Here is a 20,290-nt window from a genome sequence, read left to right as displayed (position 1 = left end):
AAAGGGGTAAATACGTCTGAAAGGTAGGATTGATCGGTGAGTCAGCAGAATGAGGGTAAAAATCGCCTCATGAAACGCCCAAGGAGTTATCGCCTGGCCCTCCCGCACCACCTCTGTGCATTTATTTTGTGAATAACGCTGCATTCCCCACGTTTTACGTAAAAAATCCTACAACTGATGTGGCAGACAGTTTAATGATGGCTCAACTGTGCAAGATCCCTGAGTTCACCGTTTGGCTAGGGGTATGGATTGTGTGTATTTCTACGTTAAGGATGTCGAGTGCCGAATCAGCCCTCAACCCAACGCCTGTGTTGTATCCAGAGCCTGGGCGTCGCCCTGCTCTGCCTGTGCGCGCTGCCGGCCGCCGCCGATGGGCGGCAAGCGGGCCAGGAAGCGTTGCGCTTGCAGCAACAACAGCAGCGCGACTTGCAGCAATTACACCTGGAGCAGCGCCAACGGCAGCTGCAACGCGGTAGTTTCGGTACGCAAGCGGCCACGCCGGCCTTGCCAACAGACATAGCCAAGGATGAACGCTGCTGGCCGCTAAGTGGCACGCGCCTGGCCGGGGTCACGCTGTTCAGCAAGGCTGAGCTGAACCAACGCATCGAACCCTACGTGGCGCCGTGCATGGGCGTCACCCAGATCAACCGCCTGCTGGCCGAGATCACCCAGCTGTATGTGCAAGCCGGCTATATCGCCAGCCGCCCGTACCTGATCAGCCCGCCAGCGGCCGGGCAGTCGCTGGATATTCACGTCGAAGAGGGCTACCTCGAAGCCATCGAACTGGCCGACCAGAGCCTGCCGGTGTCGTTAGGCGGCGCGTTCCCCGGGATGCTCGGCAAGCCGCTGAACCTGCGCGATTTGGAACAAGGCCTGGACCAGCTCAACCGCCTGCGTTCGGTGGACCTCACCGCCGACATCGCCCCTGGCAGTGAAGCTGGCGCCTCGCGCATCATCCTGCGCTCGCGCAGCACGGCGTCACGCTGGGGGCTGGGGCTTGGAGTGGATAACCTCGGCAGCGCCGGCACGGGGCGTGATCGCAATGCCATCAACCTGAGCCTGGACAGCCCGCTCACGCTCAACGATTCGCTCAACCTGAGCTTCAGCGACACGCTCAACCACGGGCCGCGCTACAGCCGCAGCAACAGCCTGTTTTATTCCATCCCCTACGGGTACTGGACTTACAGCCTGTTCGCCAGCCACAACGAATACCGCTCGCCGTACAAGCTCAGCCGCGCCACGTTTTACAACAGCGGCCGTACCGACCAGGTCAGTTTGCGCACCGACCGCGTGCTGTGGCGCGACCAGGGCCATCAACTCAGCGCCAACCTGCAGCTGGCCTACAAGGACGTCGACAGCTACCTGCAAAAGGTTCGCTTAGGCATCCAGAGCCCGACGCTGACAGTGGCCGAGGCTGGCCTGAATCTGTTCTGGCTCAACAGCGCAGTGTGGAACCTCGACGTCAATTACGCCCAAGGCCTGACATGGTTCGGCGCCGACCGTGATGCTGAGCAAACGCAAAAAAACCTGCCCCAGGCGCAATTCCATAAGTACCGCGCCAACCTCACCCAATGGCGCAACGGCCAATGGCTGGGGCAACCGTGGCAGTGGCAGAGCCAGCTGTCGGCGCAATACAGCCCGGATGCGTTGCCTGCCATCGAACAACTGCTGGGCACCGACGATTCGGCGGTGCGTGGCTACCGCGAAAACATCGCGTCCGGGGCCATCGGCGCGGTATGGCGCAACACCTTGCGCCTGCCGCTCACCAGCGACCTGCCGGTAAAAATCACCCCGCGCCTGGGCCTGGACAACGGCTGGATCAAGCGCGAACACGGCGCTCAAAGCCAGCGCCTGAGCGGTGCCAGTGCAGGGCTCAACCTGAGCTGGAAAAACGTGCAACTGGACCTCGATTACCAACGCAACCTCAACACGCCCACAGGGTTTGGCCAGGAGCGGGAGGTCTGGCTGACGCGCCTTAGCGTGCAGATTTGAGCAACACCTGTTTAGCCTGAGTTTACCGCCGTACCTGACCACCACAGCAGCGTTGCAACGAACAACGCACGTCGCGGATCAGCCAACACAGAGCGAATTTATTTATGCCGACTGACACCCATACGTTTCACCTTTCACCCCAGGGCAAACTGCGCTGGGCCATCGCCAGCCTGTTCCTGCTGCCGCAGCTGGTACTGGCCGGTGGCTTAACCGTCGTCGAAGCGCCTGGCGGTACGCCGCAGCTGCAAAACCAGGGCGGCGTGCCCATCGTCAACATCGTCGCGCCGAATGCCGGCGGCCTGTCCCATAACCAGTTCCTGGACTACAACGTCGACCGCCAGGGCGTGGTGTTGAACAACGCCTTGCAGGCTGGTCAATCGCAACTCGCCGGGCAGCTGGCGGCCAACCCGCAGTTCCAGGGCCAGGCGGCGAGCGTGATCCTCAACGAAGTGGTGAGCCGCAACGCCTCGGCCATCAACGGCGCTCAGGAGATTTTTGGCCGGGCTGCCGATTATGTGCTGGCCAACCCCAATGGCATTTCCGTCAACGGCGGCAGTTTCATCAACACCCCAAATGCCAACCTGGTAGTGGGCCGCCCTGAACTCAACGACGGCAAGCTGCAAGGCTTGAACACTCGCGATGCAAGCGGCCAACTGACGGTGCAAGGCCAGGGCCTGCAAAACGGTGCGGGTTCGATCAACCTGATCGCGCCGCGTATCGACAGCGATGGGCGCCTCAGTGCGCGTGACCAATTGAACCTCACGGTCGGCCGCAATCAGGTCGACTACGCCAGCGGCCAGGTGCGCCAGGTCGACCCGGCGAGCAAAACCCAGGACCAGCGTATCGACGCCCGCCTGTTCGGGGCAATGCAGGCCGGCCGTATCAACATCATCAGCACCGCCGAAGGTGCCGGGGTGCGCGTGGGTGCGGTGCAAGTCGCGGGCCGTGATGGGGTGAAGGTCAGCTCGGCCGGCAACCTCGATATCAGCGGCCAGGTCTACGCCAACAGCCTCGACGCCACCCGCGCCGGTGTGCAGAGCCGCCAGGGCGATGTCGAATTGCACAGTGCCAAAGACTTGAGCCTCGCCGCCACCGACGTCGGCGGGCGCAACGTCAAGCTCGACGCCGGCCGCAACCTCACCCTCAGCAGCCTGGAAAGCAAAAAACTTCAGGAAAAACGTGAGCAGTGGAACAACAGCAACTTCCTGTTCACCTACGAAACCTATGACCGCACCACCACCGACAAGGACTCGCGTCAGCACGGCAACAACGTCGTCGCACAACAACAGGCCACGCTGTTGTCCGGCGCCAACACCCAGATCAAGGCCAGCAAGGTCGAAGCAGGCGACGCATTGCGCGTCAACAGCGGCGCCGACCTGCAACTGAGCGCCGCCACCGAAACCCACGAAACCCGCGACCAGAGCAACCACCGCAAGCACCTGTGGAAAGCCAACTGGGACAATTCCAGCAGCGAACAGCGCAGCGTCACCAGCAGCCTCAAGGCCGGCAAAGCCCTGGAGCTGACCAGCCAGCAAAAACTGCAACTGCAAGGCGCCGAACTGAAATCTGCGGGCGACATTCAATTGGCCGCTCGGCAAGTCGACATCACCAGCGCCAGCCGTACCCAGCGCAGCAGCGACAACGCTTACTCCGGCGACCTGACTGGCGGCAGTTTCTTCGGCAAGAACGGCGATGGCGATAAGGGCAAGACCCTGAACACCGGCAGCAAGGTCAACGCCGATGGCAAGCTGATCGTCAAGGCGGACGACGTGCGCATCAATGGCAGCCAGGCGCGTGGTGGCCGACAGGCCAGCGTCATCAGCGACAAAGGCTCGCTGGTGATCGACGGCGTGCAAAACACCTCCCACGACAATAGCTACAGCAACGACAGCAAGTTCTTCGGTATCACCAAGGATGAAAGCCGCAAGAACCTCAAGGACAGCACCGTCGTCGCCAGCAACCTGCGCTCGGACAGCAACCTCAAACTGCAAAGCGCCAAAGACATCAGCGTCAGCGGCTCCAAGGTCTCTGCGGCAGGCGAACTGCAAGCGAATGCCAAGGGTGACATCAAAGTCGCGTCGGCTGAAAACACCTCTCACACCACTACCAACACTCACACGCGGGGTTTCGATGGCTACGCCAAGGAGACCGCCGACGGCACGCGTCAGTACCGCGCGGGTGTGAACTATGCAGACCAGCAGCACGCCAGCAAGACCGACACCACCCAGCAGCAAGCTTCCAGCCTCAGCGGCGGCAGCCTGGCCGTCACGGCCGGTGGCGACGTTAGCATCAAGGGTTCCGAGCTGAAGGCGACCCAGGGCGATGCGACCGTGAGCGGCAAAAACGTCGAGCTATTGGCGACCGATGACAGCACCCGGAGCCAAACCGACACCACCACCACCGCTGGCGGCGTGTATTACACCGGCGGCCTGGACCGAGCCGGCAATGGTGCGCAGTTCAGCCACCAGAGCAGCAATGACACCAGCCACAAAACCACCGCGCAAACCAGCAGCGTGGCGTCGGCCGGCACGCTGACGATCAACGCCGGCAACACCCTGACCAGCCAGGGCGCGCAGGTGAAGGCCGGTTCTGAGTTGCAGGTCAACGCGGCGCAGGTCGATAACCAGGCGGCGCATAACACCGAGACCGGCACCCACAAAGAGAACGGTTGGACCGCCGACGTCGGCGCCAATGTTGAATACAAAGGCATCACCCGGCCGATCGAAAAAGCCGTCAACGGCGTGGCCCAGGCCAAATTCCATCAGCCCGGCCTGCTGGATGCCTTCGAGCAACCGAATGTCGGGCTCGATGTGGAAGTCGGCCATACCAACAAGACCCGCACACAGCAGGACAGTACCGCCGTGGTCAGCCAGTTCAGCGGTGGCACGGTGCAGGTCAATGTCGCCAACACCGTGAAAGACGAAGGCACCCAGTACCGCGCCAGTGAGGGCGGGCTGAAGATCAATGCCGGCGAGCACCTCGCCACGGCGGCCGCCAACACCCACACCAGCAGCGAGCAAGGCGTTGACGCCAAAGTGGGCGTGCGCGTCTACACCACCACCGGTGAAGACTTGAACGTGCGCGGCAATGGCGCAGGCGGCAGCAGCGATGTGCGCGAATCCAGCAGCACGGCGGTGGTCGGCAGCTACGCCGGGACCCAGGGTGTGAACATCGAGACCCAAGGCGACGCGCGTTATGAAGGCAGCCAGTTCAACGGCGGCCAGGCGGGCGTCAACCTCAAAGCCGGTGGCGAATTGGCGCTGAACCAGGCCAGCGATACCCAGAGCAGCACCAATAACAGCCTGCGTGGCAGCGGTTCATTGACCGTGGGCACGGCGCCGGGCAGCAACGGTACGAACGTCAACCTCGGTGCCGGTGTGCAACTGGACGACAAGCACCTTAACACCCAGGACAGCCAGGCGCGTGTCGCGACGCTGCAGGGCAACGGCCCGATCCAGCTCAGCAGCGGTGGCGACATGACCCTGCAAGGCACCAAGGTCGGCAGCAGCACCGCGAAGACCGGTGACATCAGCCTCAACGCTGGCGGCAAGCTGAACCTGCAAGCAGCCACCGATACTCATGTGAGCAGCGGCAGCAACCTGGGCGGCGGCCTGACGGTCGGTGCCGGCAAGACCAGCAGCGCTGAAAGCAGCGGTACCACCGGCAGCCTGAGCGCCAACTTCAACATCGGCAAAGTCGCCGAAAACGACCAAGGCGTTAGCGTCGGGCAGTTGCACAGCAACGGCAAGGTGAGCCTCACCAGCGGCGCCAACGCGGCGGATGCGATCCACCTGCAGGGGACTCAGGTGGTGGCTGACAGCGTCAATCTGGATGCGCAAAACGGCGGCATCCTGCAAGAATCGGCGCAATCGACCCAGGCGCATAACAGCTGGGGCGTGACCCTGGGCGCAGGCGGCAGCGGCGGCAAAACCACCCTGGCCGACGCCGGTGAACATGACACCCCCAAGACCCAGCACGGCATCAATGCGCGGGCCAAGGTCGACGTGGATCACCTGCAAGGCACCACCCAGCACGACAGCCTGATCAAGGCGAATAAGGTGGTGATCAACAGTGCCGGTGACACCCATCTGGCCGGCGCGCGGATTGAGGCCGAGCAGGTCAGTGGCAATGTCGGCGGCGACCTCGTCATTGAGAGCCGCAAGGATCAAGTCAGCAGCACCCAAGTCAACGTCGACGCCAAGCTTGATGTCGAGAAAAACCAGCCCGGCGTGGTCAACAAACTGGCCAAGGCCAGCGGCCCGCTCAAGGACAAGGTGCAAGCCAAGGCCGAGGGCGCGTTTGACAAGCATCGCGAAAAGCTCGAGAACGCCGTGGACAAGGGCACCGAGCACCTGGCCTCGGCCAAGGACAGCGTGGTCAACAGCGTTGGTAACGCCAAGGAACGCCTGGGCGAAAAACTCACCCGCAGCGGTAGCTACGACGTGAACCCCGAGCCCCGCGGCGCCTTCGGTACGAGCGTGGACAAAGCCAAGGCTTACCTGGCGGACAAGAAGGATGCCGTGGGTACTCGCCTGTCCGACCTCAAGGAAAAGGCCTGGCCAAAAACCACTGACAGCTACGCCGTCAGCGGCAAAAACACCACCGGCAGTTCGGTGGCCAATACCACCGCAAACGTGCTGTTCGGCGACAAGAGCGGCAACACGTCCTACACCCCGACGTTGAACCTGGACGTCAGCCATGTGGTGAAAGACAGCGTCACTCAAGCGTCGGGCATCCGCACGCAAGGCGTCAACCTGCAGGTGAGTGGCGAAACCCACCTGACTGGCGCCCGGATCAGCGCGGACCAGGGCAAGGTCGATTTGGGTGGTTCCAAGGTGACGGCAACGACGTTGGCCGGCAGCGATTACCGAGCGGATGTCGGGCTGAACCTGTCGAAGTCACCGGTCAATCTGGTGCTGGGCGCCAAGGACGAATTGACCCAGAAACAGGACGACGCCATACGTAAGGATCAAGCCTTCAACCTTGGACCGCTGAGAGTCGGCGGGCACAGTGATCGCCAGGCGTTACAGGCCGGGATTGATCAGCAAACCAATTAACTAGCAATCCACTCGTGGAAGCAGGAGGCTATCCTGCTTCCACTACTGATCGCGTAAACACCAAAATCCGTATGCGTGAATTAGAGTTTTTCTATGTTAACCAACCCTCGCTGAAATCCATCGACTTCCACGAAAAGCACATCTGCGCCATCATCAGCCTACGCTGTTCACTCAAAGGAGGAACACCGATGCCGAACGCTGACTTACTCCCTTCCCTGCTGTCCAAAATCAACGAAAACTAACTCGCCCTTGAAGCAGCCATCATGGAGCTTACGAACTAGGTTGAGCAGCAAGGCGGTACAGAAATTGCCGACAACGTGCGTGGTGTACTGGATACCATCGACCGCAACGAAGAGTTCATCAAGCTGACCTTGGCGGTCCTTATGACGCCTGACTAATCAACAGAGACCGTTAGCTCTTAACGCCCCCCACTCCCCGGTCAGAGAGGTGGGACTCTTTCGAGCACAGCACTACAAAAAGCTCATTATCATCAGGAGGGTTGCCGACCTTCCGGGTCAGACCTACTGCCTAACGATCCATTGCGCGCTGGCAGAGGTGGATCTTACTGCCAGCGCCGTAATCACCGACAGTCCTGGCTCGCACTGCCGGCCAGCGGAATAGAAGAGGCAGGCTAGTTCGGGAAATTTCAGAGAGGAATGCCGCCCACCCTTCCAAGGATCTGCTGATCAACAAGTATGGAAAAAGGATGACGAAGGGGATGCTGCGCTTGCGCTGGGACAAGGCGCGAGAGATGGATTGCGAGAAAGCTATCGAACAAGGAGATCCGGCGCTCGCCGCGAAGATCGGCGGGTTTCAGTTGCGAGATATTCGACCCAAGGCGGCGTCGGAAATCGTGGATATCGGCAACGCAAGCCTGCTGCTGGGGCAGAGCAATCAGGAAATCACAAAGTGCGTTGACAGAAGGCTCGGCGCCACTACGAAGCCGTCAAAATAGAAAAGTTATGGAACGGTTCCATAATAGTTATGGAACACCGAGCAAATACAAGCCAGCCACAGCCGAACCCCAGAAACACGAAAGCCCCGCATAAGCGGGGCTTTCGTATGAATCTTGGCGGGAAACCAGGGATTCGAACCCTGGGAACGCTATTAACGTTCGCCGGTTTTCAAGACCGGTGCATTCAACCACTCTGCCAATTTCCCTTGTGCAACACAGGATTATAGTAGCCCATCCTGTCTCAGCGGGCGCCATAATACCCGAATGAAACACACTGTCAAACTCTCTGCATAGCTTGTTACAGAGCGTCTGTTATGATCTTTGCGACTGAACGTTTCAAAACTGAAGGAGTGTCGCCATGCGCGAACAGGATTACGCAGTTAATAGCAACGTGCAGGCTGAGCAGCTAGAGGTTAGCCGCGTCCTGCGCAATACATACGGCCTGCTCGCCCTCACCCTCGCATTTAGCGGCGTGATGGCGTATGTGGCGCAACAGATGCGTGTCGGCTACCCGAATATCTTCGTGGTACTGATCGGTTTCTACGGCCTGTTTTTCCTCACCAACAAGCTGCGCGACTCGGCCTGGGGCCTGGTGTCGGCGTTTGCCCTGACCGGTTTCATGGGGTTCCTGCTCGGCCCGATCCTTAACCGTTACCTGGGCATGCAGGGCGGCGCGGAAGTGGTCAGCTCGGCATTTGCCATGACGGCCTTGGTATTTGGTGGCCTGTCGGCGTATGTGCTGATTACCCGTAAGGACATGAGCTTCCTCGGCGGCTTCATCACTGCAGGTTTCTTCGTGTTGCTGGCGGCTGTGCTGGCGAGCATGTTCTTCCAGATCAGCGGCCTGCAATTGGCAATCAGCGCAGGTTTCGTGCTGTTTTCCTCGGTCTGCATTCTGTTCCAGACCAGCGCTATCATTCATGGCGGCGAGCGTAACTACATCATGGCGACCATCAGCCTGTATGTATCGATCTACAACCTGTTTGTCAGCCTGTTGCAGATCTTCGGCATCATGAGCCGCGACGACTGATCCCTGCCTTACCAAAAAGCCCGCTTCGGCGGGCTTTTTGTTGCCTGCGGCTTTATCATTGGCAAAGGTTTGCCAACAGAGTGTTCCATGAAGTTCGCGATTGCGCTTTTTTCCGCCGCCCATGCGCCCTCCTCGCGCCGCGCCCTGCAGTTTGCCCAGGCTGTGCTGGCCGGTGGGCATGAGATTGTGCGGCTGTTTTTCTATCAGGATGGCGTCTACAGCGCCGCCAATTCGGTGGTCACGCCCCAGGATGAGCAGGATATCGCCCAACAATGGAGCGCCTTCGTCAGCAAGCATCAGCTTGATGGCGTGGTCTGTATCGCTGCGGCGCTGCGCCGTGGGGTGTTGAATACTGAAGAAGCTGCGCGCTACCAGCGCAATGCGGTGAATCTGGATGCGCCGTGGGCGCTGTCAGGCCTTGGGCAGTTGCATGATGCCATCCAGGATGCCGACCGCCTGATCTGCTTTGGAGGGCCATAAAATGTCCAGATCCTTGTTGGTAATCAGCCGTCAGGCGCCGTGGTCCGGACCCAGTGCGCGAGAAGCGCTGGATGTGGTGCTGGCCGGCGGCGCATTCGACTTGCCGATTGGCCTGCTGTTTCTCGATGACGGGGTGTTTCAACTGGCAACCGCCCAAGATGCCAAGGCCGTGCAACAAAAGGATGTGACGGCCAACCTGCAGGCACTCTCGCTGTTTGGCATCGACGACGTGTTCGCCTGCAGCCACAGCCTGGCAGAGCGTGGATTGACCGCCCCTGATAGCGCGCAGCCACTTAGCAGCGAACAGATTTCCCAGATGATTGACCGTTACGACCAGGTGATGACCCTCTGATGTCGACCTTGCATGTGTTGTCCCACTCCCCTTTTTCCGACACCCGCCTGGACAGTTGCCTACGCCTGTGTGGCGCGCAAGATGTGATCTTGCTGTGCGGCGATGCAACCTATGCCCTGCAAGCCGGCAGCGCGCCCTTCCAGGCCCTGCAAGCCAAGGCCCTGGGCATCTTTGTACTGGCCGAAGATGCCCAGGCCCGCGGCCTGGTGTTGCCGCAGTGGGCCAAGAGTGTCGACTACCCGGGGTTTGTGCAGCTGTCGATCGAGCATGACAAGGTCAACACTTGGCTATGAACACCCTGACCGTAGGCACACACACCCTTGAGCTGGACAAGGATGGTTACCTGGTTGACCTGGATGCCTGGTCGACCGAGGTGGCCAACGCCCTGGCGAGCGCCGAAGCGCTGGAGCTGACTGACGAACACTGGGAAATCCTTGAGCTGCTCAGGGGTTTTTACCAGGAGTTCCAGTTGTCCCCGGCCACCCGCCCACTGATCAAGTACACCGCCCTGAAGCTGGGCCCGGAAAAGGGTAACAGCCTGCACCTCAACCGACTGTTCAAAGGCACTCCCGCCAAACTTGCCGCCAAGCTGGCGGGCCTGCCCAGGCCGACGAATTGCTTATGACCGACTTTGCTCCGTTGATCACCGAAACTCCCGCCGAACACCCCTTTGCGCCGTTTGTGCGGATCCTCGGCAAAGGCAAGCGCGGCGCCCGCAGCCTGACGCGCGAAGAAGCCCGGGAAGCCATGGGCATGCTGCTCGACGAGAAAGTCGAGGACTCCCAGCTCGGTGCGTTCCTGATGCTGCTGCGCCACAAGGAGGAAAGCCCGGAGGAACTCGCAGGCTTCACCGAGGCCCTGCGCGAGCGCCTCAACCCGCCATCTCTGAGAGTGGATGTCGATTGGCCCACCTACGCCGGGAAAAAGCGCCACCTGCCGTGGTACCTGCTGGCCGCCAAGTGCCTGGCGCAGAGCGGCGTGCGGATTTTCATGCACGGCGGCGGCGCACACACGGCCGGCCGGCTGTACACCGAACAGTTGCTGAGTGAACTGCAGATTCCACTGTGCCGCAATTGGCAACAGGTCGAGACCGCCCTGGAGCAAGGCAACCTGGCGTTTATGCCGCTGGGCGACTGGGCCCCACAGCTGCAACGCATGATTGACCTGCGCAATATCCTCGGCCTGCGCTCGCCCATCCACTCCCTGGCCCGCATCCTCAACCCGCTGGGCGCACGCTGCGGCCTGCAAAGTATCTTCCATCCCGGTTACCAGGGCGTACACCGCGATGCCAGTGGTTTGCTAGGTGACAACACCATTGTGATCAAGGGTGATGGCGGCGAGATCGAGATCAATCCCGACACCACCAGCCACTTGTACGGCACCACCGGCGGCACAAGCTGGGATGAGGAGTGGCCAGCCCTCTCCGCCCAGCGCCACGTCAAGCCGGCCAGCCTCGACCCCGAGCATTTGAAGGCGATGTGGCGCGGCGAGGTGCAGGACAGCTACCCGCAATTGGCGCTGATCGCCACTATGGCCCTGGCCTTGCGCGGTCTTGGGCAACCACGGGAACAGGCCTTCACACTGGCACAACAGTACTGGGACGCGCGGGACAGATCGATTTAATCGATCATTAACCCCGACCCTTTGCGCTATTTGTTCGAACCCAGACGATTAGACTGCACTCCAACGCTTAATAGCCAAGGAGTCAGTCATGGGTTTGCTAATAGAAGGACGCTGGCACGACCAGTGGTACGAAAGTAGCGCAGATGGCGCCTTCCAACGGGAACAGGCGCAACGCCGCAACTGGGTCACCGTCGACGGCCAACCTGGCCCGAGCGGTGATGGTGGCTTCAAGGCCGAAGCCGGCCGCTACCATCTCTATGTTTCACTAGCCTGCCCGTGGGCGCACCGCACCCTGATCCTGCGCAAGCTCAAGGGCCTGGAAAGCCTGATCGACGTGTCGGTGGTCAGTTGGTTGATGCTGGAAAATGGCTGGACCTTCGACAAGGCCCATGGCTCCACCGGCGACAAACTCGACGACTTTGCCTACATGCACCAGCGCTATACCGCCGATACCGCCGACTACACCGGGCGTGTCACGGTGCCGGTGCTGTGGGACAAGAAGCTCAAGCGCATCGTCAGCAATGAATCGGCGGAGATCATCCGCATGTTCAACAGCGCGTTCAACGGGCTAACTGGCAATAACCTGGACTTCTACCCCGAACCGCTGCACCCCACCATCGACGCGCTGAACGAGCGGATCTATCCCGCCGTGAACAATGGCGTGTATCGCGCAGGCTTTGCCACGTCGCAGCAGGCGTATGAAAGCGCATTTGATGAGGTGTTTGCCGAACTGGATCACCTGGAACAACACCTGGGCAAGCATCGTTACCTGGCCGGTGAATACCTGACCGAGGCCGATGTACGACTGTTTACCACGCTGATTCGTTTTGATGCGGTGTATTACAGCCACTTCAAATGCAACCTACGGCGGATTGCGGATTATCCGAATCTGTCGAATTGGCTGCGGGAGCTGTATCAATGGCCGGGGGTGGCCGAGACCGTGGATTTTGCGCATATCAAGGGGCATTACTATGCCAGCCACCGGACGATCAATCCGACAGGGATTGTGCCGAAGGGGCCGTTGCAGGTGTTTGATAGCAAACATGATCGAGAAGGATTGAGCGGTAAAGAGATCTGGCGCTGATGCGCCAGCCTCATCGCGGGCAAGTCCGGCTCCCACAGTGGGTCTGTGTGCAGCCGGGCGAACAGGTTATACCTGGGACTGGGCGCCTTCAAACCACTTCAGCTTCTCACGCAACACCACCACTTCGCCTACGATCACCAGGGTCGGCGCATGCACTTCATGCTCCGCCACCAGGCGCGGCAAGTCGGCCAGGGTGCCGGTAAACACACGCTGGTTGGACGTGGTGCCTTGCTGGATCAGCGCAGCCGGGGTGTCCGCCGAACGACCATGGCGAATCAATTGCTCGCAGATGACCGGCAAACCGATCAGGCCCATGTAGAACACCAGGGTCTGCGACGGTCCCACCAGGTCATTCCAGGGCAAATCCGAGGTGCCATCTTTCAGGTGGCCGGTGATGAAGCGTACCGATTGCGCATAGTCGCGATGGGTCAAAGGGATGCCAGCGTAAGCCGCGCAACCACTGGCCGCGGTAATCCCCGGCACCACCTGGAACGGGATGCCATTGGCCGCCAGCTCCTCGATCTCTTCACCGCCACGCCCAAAAATAAACGGATCGCCGCCCTTGAGGCGCAGTACACGCTTGCCTTGCTTGGCCAGGTTTACCAGTTGCTGGTTGATCTGGTCCTGCGGCACCGCGTGATCGGCGCGGCGCTTGCCGACATACACGCGCTCGGCGTCGCGCCGGCACAGTTCAAGAATCGCTGGCGCCACCAGGCGGTCATACAGCACCACATCGGCTTGCTGCATCAAACGCAGCGCGCGAAAGGTCAGGAGGTCCGGGTCACCAGGGCCTGCGCCCACCAGATACACCTCACCTGGTGCATGGGGCGGCTTGCCGTTGACTTTTTCCACCAGCAAACGCTCGGCTTCATCGCCTTGCCCAGCCAGTTGCCGATCAGCAATCGGGCCCTGGAAAACCTCTTCCCAGAAAGCCCGGCGTTGCTGCACATCAGGATACAAACCCTTGACCTGGGCGCGAAAGCGCGCGGCCAGCCCGGCCAATTGGCCGTAGGTGGACGGAATCCATGTTTCCAGCTTGGCGCGAATCAAGCGCGCCAGCACCGGCGCATCGCCGCCGCTGGACACTGCAATCACCAAGGGCGAACGGTCGACAATCGCCGGGAAGATCACGCTGCACAGTGCCGGCGCATCGACGACATTGACCGGTACGCACCGGCGCCGGGCATCGCTGGACACTTGCGCGTTCAGCGGCTCGTCGTCGGTTGCCGCGATGATCAGGGTGCAGCCATCAAGATCCGCCTCCTGGTAACCACGCACAATCAGCTCACCGCCACTGCCCTGCACCAGTTCACGCAACTGGTCTTCGATCAGGGGAGCAACCACCCGCAACAACGCGCCGGCATCGGCCAGCAGCCGGGATTTGCGCAAGGCAATCTCCCCGCCACCGACGACCAACACACGACTGCCGCGCAGGTTATGAAACAGTGGCAGAAATTCCATTTAGCCGATGACCTCAACGCCCGCCATGTACGGCTTGAGCACTTCAGGTACGCGGATCGAACCGTCGGCCTGCTGGTAGTTTTCCAGCACCGCGACCAGGGTCCGCCCTACCGCCAGGCCCGAGCCGTTGAGGGTGTGGACCAGCTCCGGCTTGCCGGTTTCCGGGTTGCGGAAACGCGCCTGCATACGTCGGGCCTGGAAATCACCGCAGTTGGAGCACGAGGAAATCTCGCGGTATTTGTCCTGGCTCGGCACCCAGACTTCGAGGTCGTAGGTCTTCACCGCGCTGAAACCCATGTCGCCGGTGCACAGCGCCAATACGCGATACGGCAGCTCCAGCAGTTGCAGGACGCGCTCGGCGTTGGCGGTCAGGCCTTCCAGGGCTTCCATGGAGGTCGATGGCTCGACGACCTGCACCATCTCGACCTTGTCGAACTGGTGCTGGCGGATCATGCCGCGAGTGTCACGCCCCGAGGCACCGGCTTCGCTGCGAAAGCACGGGCTGTGGGCGACGAACTTGATCGGCAATTGCTTGGCGTCGAGGATCTCGCCGGCCACGATGTTGGTCAGCGACACTTCGGCGGTCGGGATCAGGTACAGATCGGCCTCGCCGTCGCGGCTGATCTTAAACAGGTCTTCTTCGAATTTCGGCAGTTGACTGGTGCCCATCAGCGCCGGCGCCTGCACCAGGTACGGGGTGTAAGCCTCTTCGTAACCATGCTCGCCGGTGTGCAGGTTGAGCATGAACTGCGCCAGGGCACGGTGCATGCGCGCGATCGGGCCGCGCAGCAAGGCAAAGCGCGCGCCGGACATTTTGGCCGCGGTTTCAAAATCCAGGCCGCCGGTCAATTCGCCCAGGGCGACGTGGTCCTTGATCTCGAAATCAAAGGTTTTTGGCGTGCCCCAGCGGCGTACTTCGACGTTGCCGTCTTCATCTTCGCCAACCGGTACCGACTCGTGCGGCAGGTTGGGAATACCCAGCAGGATCGAATCCAACTCGGACTGAATCTTGTCCAGCTCGACTTTACCGTCGGACAGCTCGCTGCCCATGCGCTCGACGTCCGCCATCAACGGCGCGATGTCTTCACCACGCTGCTTGGCCTGACCGATGGATTTGGAACGTGCATTGCGCTCAGCCTGCAGTGCTTCGGTGCGGGTCTGGACGGTCTTGCGCTGTTCTTCCAGCGCTTCGATGCGCGCAACATCCAAGGCAAAGCCACGGGATGCAAGGCGGTCCGCTACGTCCTGAAGGTTGCTACGTAACAGTTTGGAATCGAGCATGTCGGTCTCTCGTTTATCAAAGTTTGGTCAAGGACAGGCCAGCCCAGGTGGCAAGCAGCCCGCCGAATACACTGATGGCCACATAGCTTAAAGCCAGCGGCACTTGCCCGCTTTCCAGCAGGCGCACGGTATCCAGTGAAAAGGATGAAAAAGTCGTCAGGCCGCCAAGGAAGCCCACCATCAACCCGGCGCGCACTTCAACAGGCACTTCCGGGCGTAACAGGAACAGGCCGTATAACACCCCGATCAGCAGGCAGCCCACGATATTAACGGCCAGCGTCGCGGTATAGAAGTGTTTCGGCCAATTGGCGTTGATCCAATTGCCGGTGGCAAAGCGCAATAGGGTGCCGGCCACACCGCCTACGGAAACAGCAATCACCAAGGGAATCATGGTTTTCTCCGCTGTTTGGGACTCAAGCGGTCAAGTTGCGCCAGGTGGTTGAGCTTTTCCCCGATCTTCAACTCCAGGCCACGAGGCACCGGCTGGTAGAACGGTTGTGGCTCAAGGTCGTCGGGAAAGTAGTCTTCACCGGCGGCATAGGCATCTGGTTCATCGTGGGCATAACGGTATTCGTCGCCGTAACCCAGTTGTTTCATCAGCTTGGTCGGCGCGTTGCGCAGGTGCAGCGGCACTTCCAGCGAGCCGTGCTCGGCCGCCGCACGCAGCGCCGACTTGAAGCCCATGTAAACTGCATTACTTTTCGGCGCGCAGGCCAGGTAGGTGATGGCCTGCGCCACCGCCAACTCGCCTTCCGGGCTGCCCAGACGCTCCTGGACCTCCCACGCCGCCAGGCACAGGCTCAGGGCCCGCGGGTCGGCGTTGCCAATGTCTTCGCTGGCCATGCGCACCACACGCCGGGCCAGGTACAACGGATCGCAGCCACCATCGATCATGCGCGCAAACCAGTACAGCGCGCCGTCCGGGTTGGAACCGCGCACGGATTTGTGCAGCGCGGAAATCTGGTCGTAGAAGGCCTCACCACCCTTGTCGAAACGCCGCCGGGTATCGCCCAGTAGGCTTTGCAGCAGGTCGACGCCAATCTCGCTATTGTCTTCAGCCAGGTCAGAGGCGTTTTCCAGCAGGTTGAGGAAACGTCGGCCATCGCCGTCGGCCGCCGCCAGCAGGATCTTGAAACCCTCGTCACCCAGGCTCAGGTGGCGCTTGCCCAACCCCTTGTCCTCGCCCAGCGCCCGCTGCAGCAACCTCTGCATCGCGGCTTCGTCGAGGCTCTTGAGCACATACACCCGCGCCCGCGAGAGCAAGGCGTTGTTCAGTTCAAACGAGGGGTTTTCCGTGGTGGCGCCGATAAAAATCAACGTGCCATCTTCCACGTAAGGCAGGAATGCATCCTGCTGCGACTTGTTGAAGCGATGCACTTCGTCGACGAACAGGATAGTGCGCCGGCCATACTGCCCCGCCTGCTGCTTGGCGACTTCCACCGCCTGGCGGATCTCCTTGACCCCGGCCAATACCGCCGAGACCGTTTCAAAGTGCGCATCCGAGACTTTCGCCAGCAGTCGCGCCAGGGTGGTCTTGCCCACGCCCGGCGGCCCCCAGAAGATCATCGAGTGCAGGGCACCCTGCTCCAGGGCCTCACGCAGGGGCTTGCCGCGGGCCAGCAAGTGCTCTTGCCCGACATACTCATCCAGGTTGGTCGAGCGCAAGCGCGCGGCCAGGGGCTGGGCAATCGGGTCACTGCGAAACAGGTCCATGGGCAGCGATTTACTCCTGGATCACATCGGCACCCTTGGGGATGTCGAACTTGAACGTGGAGGCCGGGACCGGCTCATTGGCCTTGACCCCGGTGAACAAGATATTGGTGCGTTGGCCGACGCTGTCGACCAGTTGCATATCGTTGATCACGCCATTGCGAAACGACAGGCGCAGGCTGTCGAACAACGTGTCCTTGGACTTGGGCTTGAGGGTGAAGTCGATCACGTTGCTTTGTTGCTTGGAGGTAATCTCGAAACTCTCGCTGATCTGCGACACATCACCCGACAACAGCAAGGCCGGGGTCTGGCTCAGGCGTGGGTCGAGGGTCTTGATGGTCGCCTGCTCCAGGTCCGGGTCCCACAGCGTGACTTTCTTGCCATCGGAGACGATGGTCTGCTCGTTGGGCGCGTCGGTCTTCCAGAAGAACAGACCTGGGCGTTGCACGGCCATTTCACCGGCTGTTTCCTGCAACTGGGTGCCGCCACCGTCCAGGGTCAACTGGGAGAAGCGCGCAGTCAGGGTCTTGGATTTGTCCAGCAGGTTGGTCAGGCTCGCGACGGATGCCTGGTCTGCGTGGGCCGAAAACGCGGTCAGGGCCAATGCCGGCAACAACAGCATGCGGATAAGACGCATGGGAGTCCTCATAGAATAATGTGAAAGGCGCGCCGCATGCTGCCACGCGGCACGAGGTCAGTCGCGCATCGGCCCTGGCGCGATCACTTCGCGCGAGCCGTTGGTGTTCATGGCCGTGACGACGCCGGCCATTTCCATGGATTCGATCATACGCGCGGCGCGGTTGTAGCCGATCTTCAGTTTACGTTGCACCGCCGAGATCGAGGCGCGACGGCTTTCCAGCACGAACGCCACCGCTTCGTCGTACAGCGCGTCGGTCTCGGCATCATCGTCGCCGCCGCTGCCACCGTCGAAGCCGCTACCGGCCTCCTCGACACCGGCCAGGATATCGTCGTTGTATTCCGGCGCGCCGCGCAGTTTCCAAGCCTCGACCACACGATGCACTTCGTCATCGGAAACGAAGGCGCCGTGAACACGGATCGGTAGGCTGGTGCCGGGCGGCATGTAGAGCATGTCACCATGGCCCAGCAGTTGCTCGGCGCCGCCTTGGTCGATGATGGTCCGTGAGTCGATCTTGCTCGATACCTGGAACGCCATACGGGTCGGGATGTTGGCCTTGATCAGGCCGGTAATCACATCCACCGACGGCCGCTGGGTCGCGAGGATCAAGTGGATCCCGGCCGCACGGGCCTTCTGCGCGATACGCGCGATCAATTCTTCGACCTTCTTGCCGACGATCATCATCATGTCGGCGAATTCGTCGACCACCACGACAATGGTCGGCAGCTTGGTCAGTAGCGGCGCTTCATCGTGAATGCTTTCGCGCTTGTACAGCGGGTCGGTCAGTGGCGTACCGGCGTCCTGGGCTTCCTTGACCTTGGCGTTGAAGCCAGACAGGTTACGCACGCCCATCTTCGCCATCAGTTTGTAGCGCCGCTCCATCTCGGCCACGCTCCAGCGCAGGGCGTTGGCGGCGTCCTTCATGTCGGTCACCACCGGGCACAGCAGGTGCGGGATGCCTTCGTAGATCGACAGTTCAAGCATCTTCGGGTCGATCATGATCAGCTTGGCGTCTTCCGGGCCGGACTTGAACAGGATCGACAGGATCATTGCGTTCACACCCACCGATTTACCGGAACCGGTGGTACCAGCAACCAGCAGGTGAGGCATTTTCGCCAGGTCCGTGATCACCGGCTTACCGCCAATGTCATGCCCGAGAGCCAGGGTGACCGGCGATTTGAAGTTGTCGTATTCCGGGGTCGACAGCACTTCGGAGAAGCGCACGATCTGCCGGTCTTCGTTGGGAATCTCGATACCCACGGTGGTTTTGCCGGGAATTACTTCCACCACGCGCACGCTGGTCACGGCCAGGGAGCGCGCCAGGTCTTTGGCCAGGTTTGCAATACGGCTGACCTTGACCCCAGCGGCCGGCTGAATTTCGTAACGGGTGATCACAGGGCCCGGGTGGATCGAGTCCACCGACACCTCGACGCCAAACTCCTTGAGTTTGATTTCCAGCAGATGGCCGACCGCCGCCAGGGATTCCGGGGAATAGTTGAGCTGTTTCTTTTCCGCCGGATCGAGGATCGAGATCGGCGGCAAGGTGCCTTCGACGGCGCTGTCGATAAATAGCGGCGCCTGCTTTTCTTTCTGCACCCGATGGCTTGGCTCGGGCGCCTTGACGGGCGCCGGGGCGATAACCGGCGGCACTTGCTTCTCGCGGTCGGACATGTGCTTGGTCAGGGCCTGCTCGCGTTCGATCAGACGCTCCTTGACCTTGGCCTGCTCACGGCGGTCCGGCGTGCTCGGGGCCACTACTTCGTTGACCCGGGTATCGACTTCACGCAATTGCGCAACCATGCGCTTGCGATCCACACGAGCGGCCCACCAGCGGTTGGCGGCGCCCTGGAACAGCTCGAACAGGTCGAGGGTGATCTTGCCGGTCACATCCATGACCTTGAACCACGACAAGTCGGTAAATACCGTCAGGCCGAACAGGAACAGGGCGATGAACATCAGCGTGCTGCCCTGGATATTCAAGGTCTTGCGCGCCAGGTCACCCAGGCTTTCGCCCAGGGCACCACCCGCACCCGCCGGCAGGCCAGTCGGCGCATGGAAATGAATATGTGCCAGCGCCGCGCCCGACAACACCAGGAACACCAGGCCGATCAGGCGCCAGGAGAACAGCCAGCCGCTCCACTGCCACGGTTCATGGCGCTGGCGGAAGATCTGCCAGGTCTTGATCGCCAGCAGCAGCGGGAAGATATAAGCGAAATAGCCGAGGATCATGAACAGGATATCGGCGCTGTAGGAGCCCACGGGCCCACCGAAGTTCTGCACATCGTCGATCTTGCTGTTATGGCTCCAGCCTGGATCATCCTTGCCATAGGTCAGCAAGGCCATCATCAGGAACAGGCACAAAGCACCGATGGCAATCAGCGCGCCTTCCTTAAGCCGATAGTGCAGGTGCTGGCGCCAGGCCGGTACCACTGCTGTTTTGGGTGCTGCGGCGGATTTCTTCAAAACGGGTCTTTTCCTGCGCCTTAAGCGCGTCCAACAGTTGAATGACTATAAAAATACTGCCCAATCCGGGCAGATGAAAAGTGAACGAGCGTCGTCAAACGTCCTTTAACACTCCGTGACTCATTCATGAACGGGCGTTAATGCCGGCCCACAAGGACATAGTGC

16 protein-coding genes, 1 tRNA gene and 1 pseudogene are annotated in these 20,290 nt (G+C 60.8%); 11 read left to right on the top strand and 7 right to left on the bottom strand.

Translation table 11 applies throughout. The annotated features are described in order from the left end of the window. The first annotated feature begins 324 nt into the window (after nt 1–324). From HBO19_RS17890 to HBO19_RS17880, 4 genes and pseudogenes are all read left to right on the top strand, one after another. Nucleotides 325–1,992 (top strand): ShlB/FhaC/HecB family hemolysin secretion/activation protein, encoded by a 1,668-nt coding sequence (locus tag HBO19_RS17890; RefSeq protein ID WP_262386285.1) that lies wholly within the window; start codon nt 325–327, stop codon nt 1,990–1,992. A 104-nt stretch (nt 1,993–2,096) separates the two neighbouring features. Next, nucleotides 2,097–7,049: a hemagglutinin repeat-containing protein gene (locus HBO19_RS17885; protein ID WP_170057975.1), complete on the top strand. Its 4,953-nt coding sequence runs from the start codon at nt 2,097–2,099 to the stop codon at nt 7,047–7,049. A 188-nt stretch (nt 7,050–7,237) separates the two neighbouring features. Further along, a pseudogene (locus HBO19_RS28555) lies at nt 7,238–7,447 on the top strand (hypothetical protein). A 320-nt stretch (nt 7,448–7,767) separates the two neighbouring features. Continuing rightward, nucleotides 7,768–8,004: a hypothetical protein gene (locus tag HBO19_RS17880; RefSeq protein ID WP_178121273.1), complete on the top strand. Its 237-nt coding sequence runs from the start codon at nt 7,768–7,770 to the stop codon at nt 8,002–8,004. Nucleotides 8,005–8,119: 115 nt separating this feature from the next. Here the strand turns inward: HBO19_RS17880 and HBO19_RS17875 are convergent. Next, nucleotides 8,120–8,210: transfer RNA gene (locus HBO19_RS17875), tRNA-Ser, on the bottom strand. A 152-nt stretch (nt 8,211–8,362) separates the two neighbouring features. Between HBO19_RS17875 and HBO19_RS17870 the strand changes: the two genes are divergently transcribed. The 7 genes from HBO19_RS17870 to HBO19_RS17840 all read left to right on the top strand — a co-directional run bounded on the left by HBO19_RS17870 (nt 8,363) and on the right by HBO19_RS17840 (nt 12,573). Then, complete coding sequence (locus HBO19_RS17870) at nt 8,363–9,034, top strand: Bax inhibitor-1/YccA family protein (RefSeq protein WP_029293588.1); 672 nt, start codon at nt 8,363–8,365, stop codon at nt 9,032–9,034. 87 nt (nt 9,035–9,121) lie between these two features. After that, complete coding sequence (gene tusD, locus HBO19_RS17865; protein ID WP_170057974.1) at nt 9,122–9,514, top strand: sulfurtransferase complex subunit TusD; 393 nt, start codon at nt 9,122–9,124, stop codon at nt 9,512–9,514. A 1-nt stretch (nt 9,515) separates the two neighbouring features. Further along, entirely contained in the window at nt 9,516–9,866 is a 351-nt protein-coding gene (tusC, locus tag HBO19_RS17860; RefSeq protein WP_057960003.1) for a sulfurtransferase complex subunit TusC, read from the top strand. Then, on the top strand, nt 9,866–10,159 hold the full coding sequence (tusB, locus tag HBO19_RS17855) for a sulfurtransferase complex subunit TusB (RefSeq protein WP_169954334.1): 294 nt from the start codon (nt 9,866–9,868) through the stop codon (nt 10,157–10,159). Before tusC ends, tusB begins: the two co-directional genes overlap by 1 nt. Beyond that, the gene (locus HBO19_RS17850) at nt 10,156–10,491 is read left to right on the top strand and encodes a TusE/DsrC/DsvC family sulfur relay protein (RefSeq protein ID WP_170043092.1); all 336 of its coding nucleotides are present in this window, start codon (nt 10,156–10,158) and stop codon (nt 10,489–10,491) included. Before tusB ends, HBO19_RS17850 begins: the two co-directional genes overlap by 4 nt. Beyond that, nucleotides 10,488–11,489: a glycosyl transferase family protein gene (locus HBO19_RS17845; RefSeq protein ID WP_170057973.1), complete on the top strand. Its 1,002-nt coding sequence runs from the start codon at nt 10,488–10,490 to the stop codon at nt 11,487–11,489. The genes HBO19_RS17850 and HBO19_RS17845 overlap by 4 nt, the downstream gene beginning before the upstream one ends. 88 nt (nt 11,490–11,577) lie before the next feature. Next, complete coding sequence (locus HBO19_RS17840) at nt 11,578–12,573, top strand: glutathione S-transferase family protein (protein WP_170057972.1); 996 nt, start codon at nt 11,578–11,580, stop codon at nt 12,571–12,573. Between the two features lie 66 nt (nt 12,574–12,639). On the opposite strand, the gene cysG is transcribed toward HBO19_RS17840, so the two are convergent. Genes cysG through HBO19_RS17810 form a run of 6 tightly spaced genes read right to left on the bottom strand, consistent with a single transcriptional unit; the run spans nt 12,640 to nt 20,125 of the window. Beyond that, on the bottom strand, nt 12,640–14,034 hold the full coding sequence (cysG, locus tag HBO19_RS17835; RefSeq protein WP_170057971.1) for a siroheme synthase CysG: 1,395 nt from the start codon (nt 14,032–14,034) through the stop codon (nt 12,640–12,642). Beyond that, nucleotides 14,035–15,315, bottom strand: a complete 1,281-nt coding sequence (gene serS / locus HBO19_RS17830) for a serine--tRNA ligase (protein ID WP_076963826.1) — start codon at nt 15,313–15,315, stop codon at nt 14,035–14,037. It lies immediately after the preceding gene. Nucleotides 15,316–15,331: 16 nt separating this feature from the next. Then, nucleotides 15,332–15,706 (bottom strand): fluoride efflux transporter CrcB, encoded by a 375-nt coding sequence (crcB, locus tag HBO19_RS17825; protein WP_169954338.1) that lies wholly within the window; start codon nt 15,704–15,706, stop codon nt 15,332–15,334. After that, nucleotides 15,703–17,028, bottom strand: a complete 1,326-nt coding sequence (locus HBO19_RS17820) for a replication-associated recombination protein A (RefSeq protein WP_169954339.1) — start codon at nt 17,026–17,028, stop codon at nt 15,703–15,705. Before HBO19_RS17820 ends, crcB begins: the two co-directional genes overlap by 4 nt. Nucleotides 17,029–17,038: 10 nt before the next feature. Then, complete coding sequence (gene lolA / locus HBO19_RS17815; RefSeq protein ID WP_029293564.1) at nt 17,039–17,662, bottom strand: outer membrane lipoprotein chaperone LolA; 624 nt, start codon at nt 17,660–17,662, stop codon at nt 17,039–17,041. 57 nt (nt 17,663–17,719) lie between these two features. Beyond that, a complete protein-coding gene (locus HBO19_RS17810; protein ID WP_169954340.1) occupies nt 17,720–20,125 on the bottom strand; it encodes a DNA translocase FtsK in 2,406 nt (801 codons plus the stop codon). Nucleotides 20,126–20,290: the final 165 nt, after the last annotated feature.

Origin of the sequence: Pseudomonas sp. WS 5021, assembly GCF_012985535.1 — a bacterium.
Classification (GTDB): Bacteria; Pseudomonadota; Gammaproteobacteria; order Pseudomonadales; family Pseudomonadaceae; genus Aquipseudomonas.
Note: the sequence above shows the minus strand (reverse complement) of the source record. Positions and strands in the feature narration are given on the sequence as shown.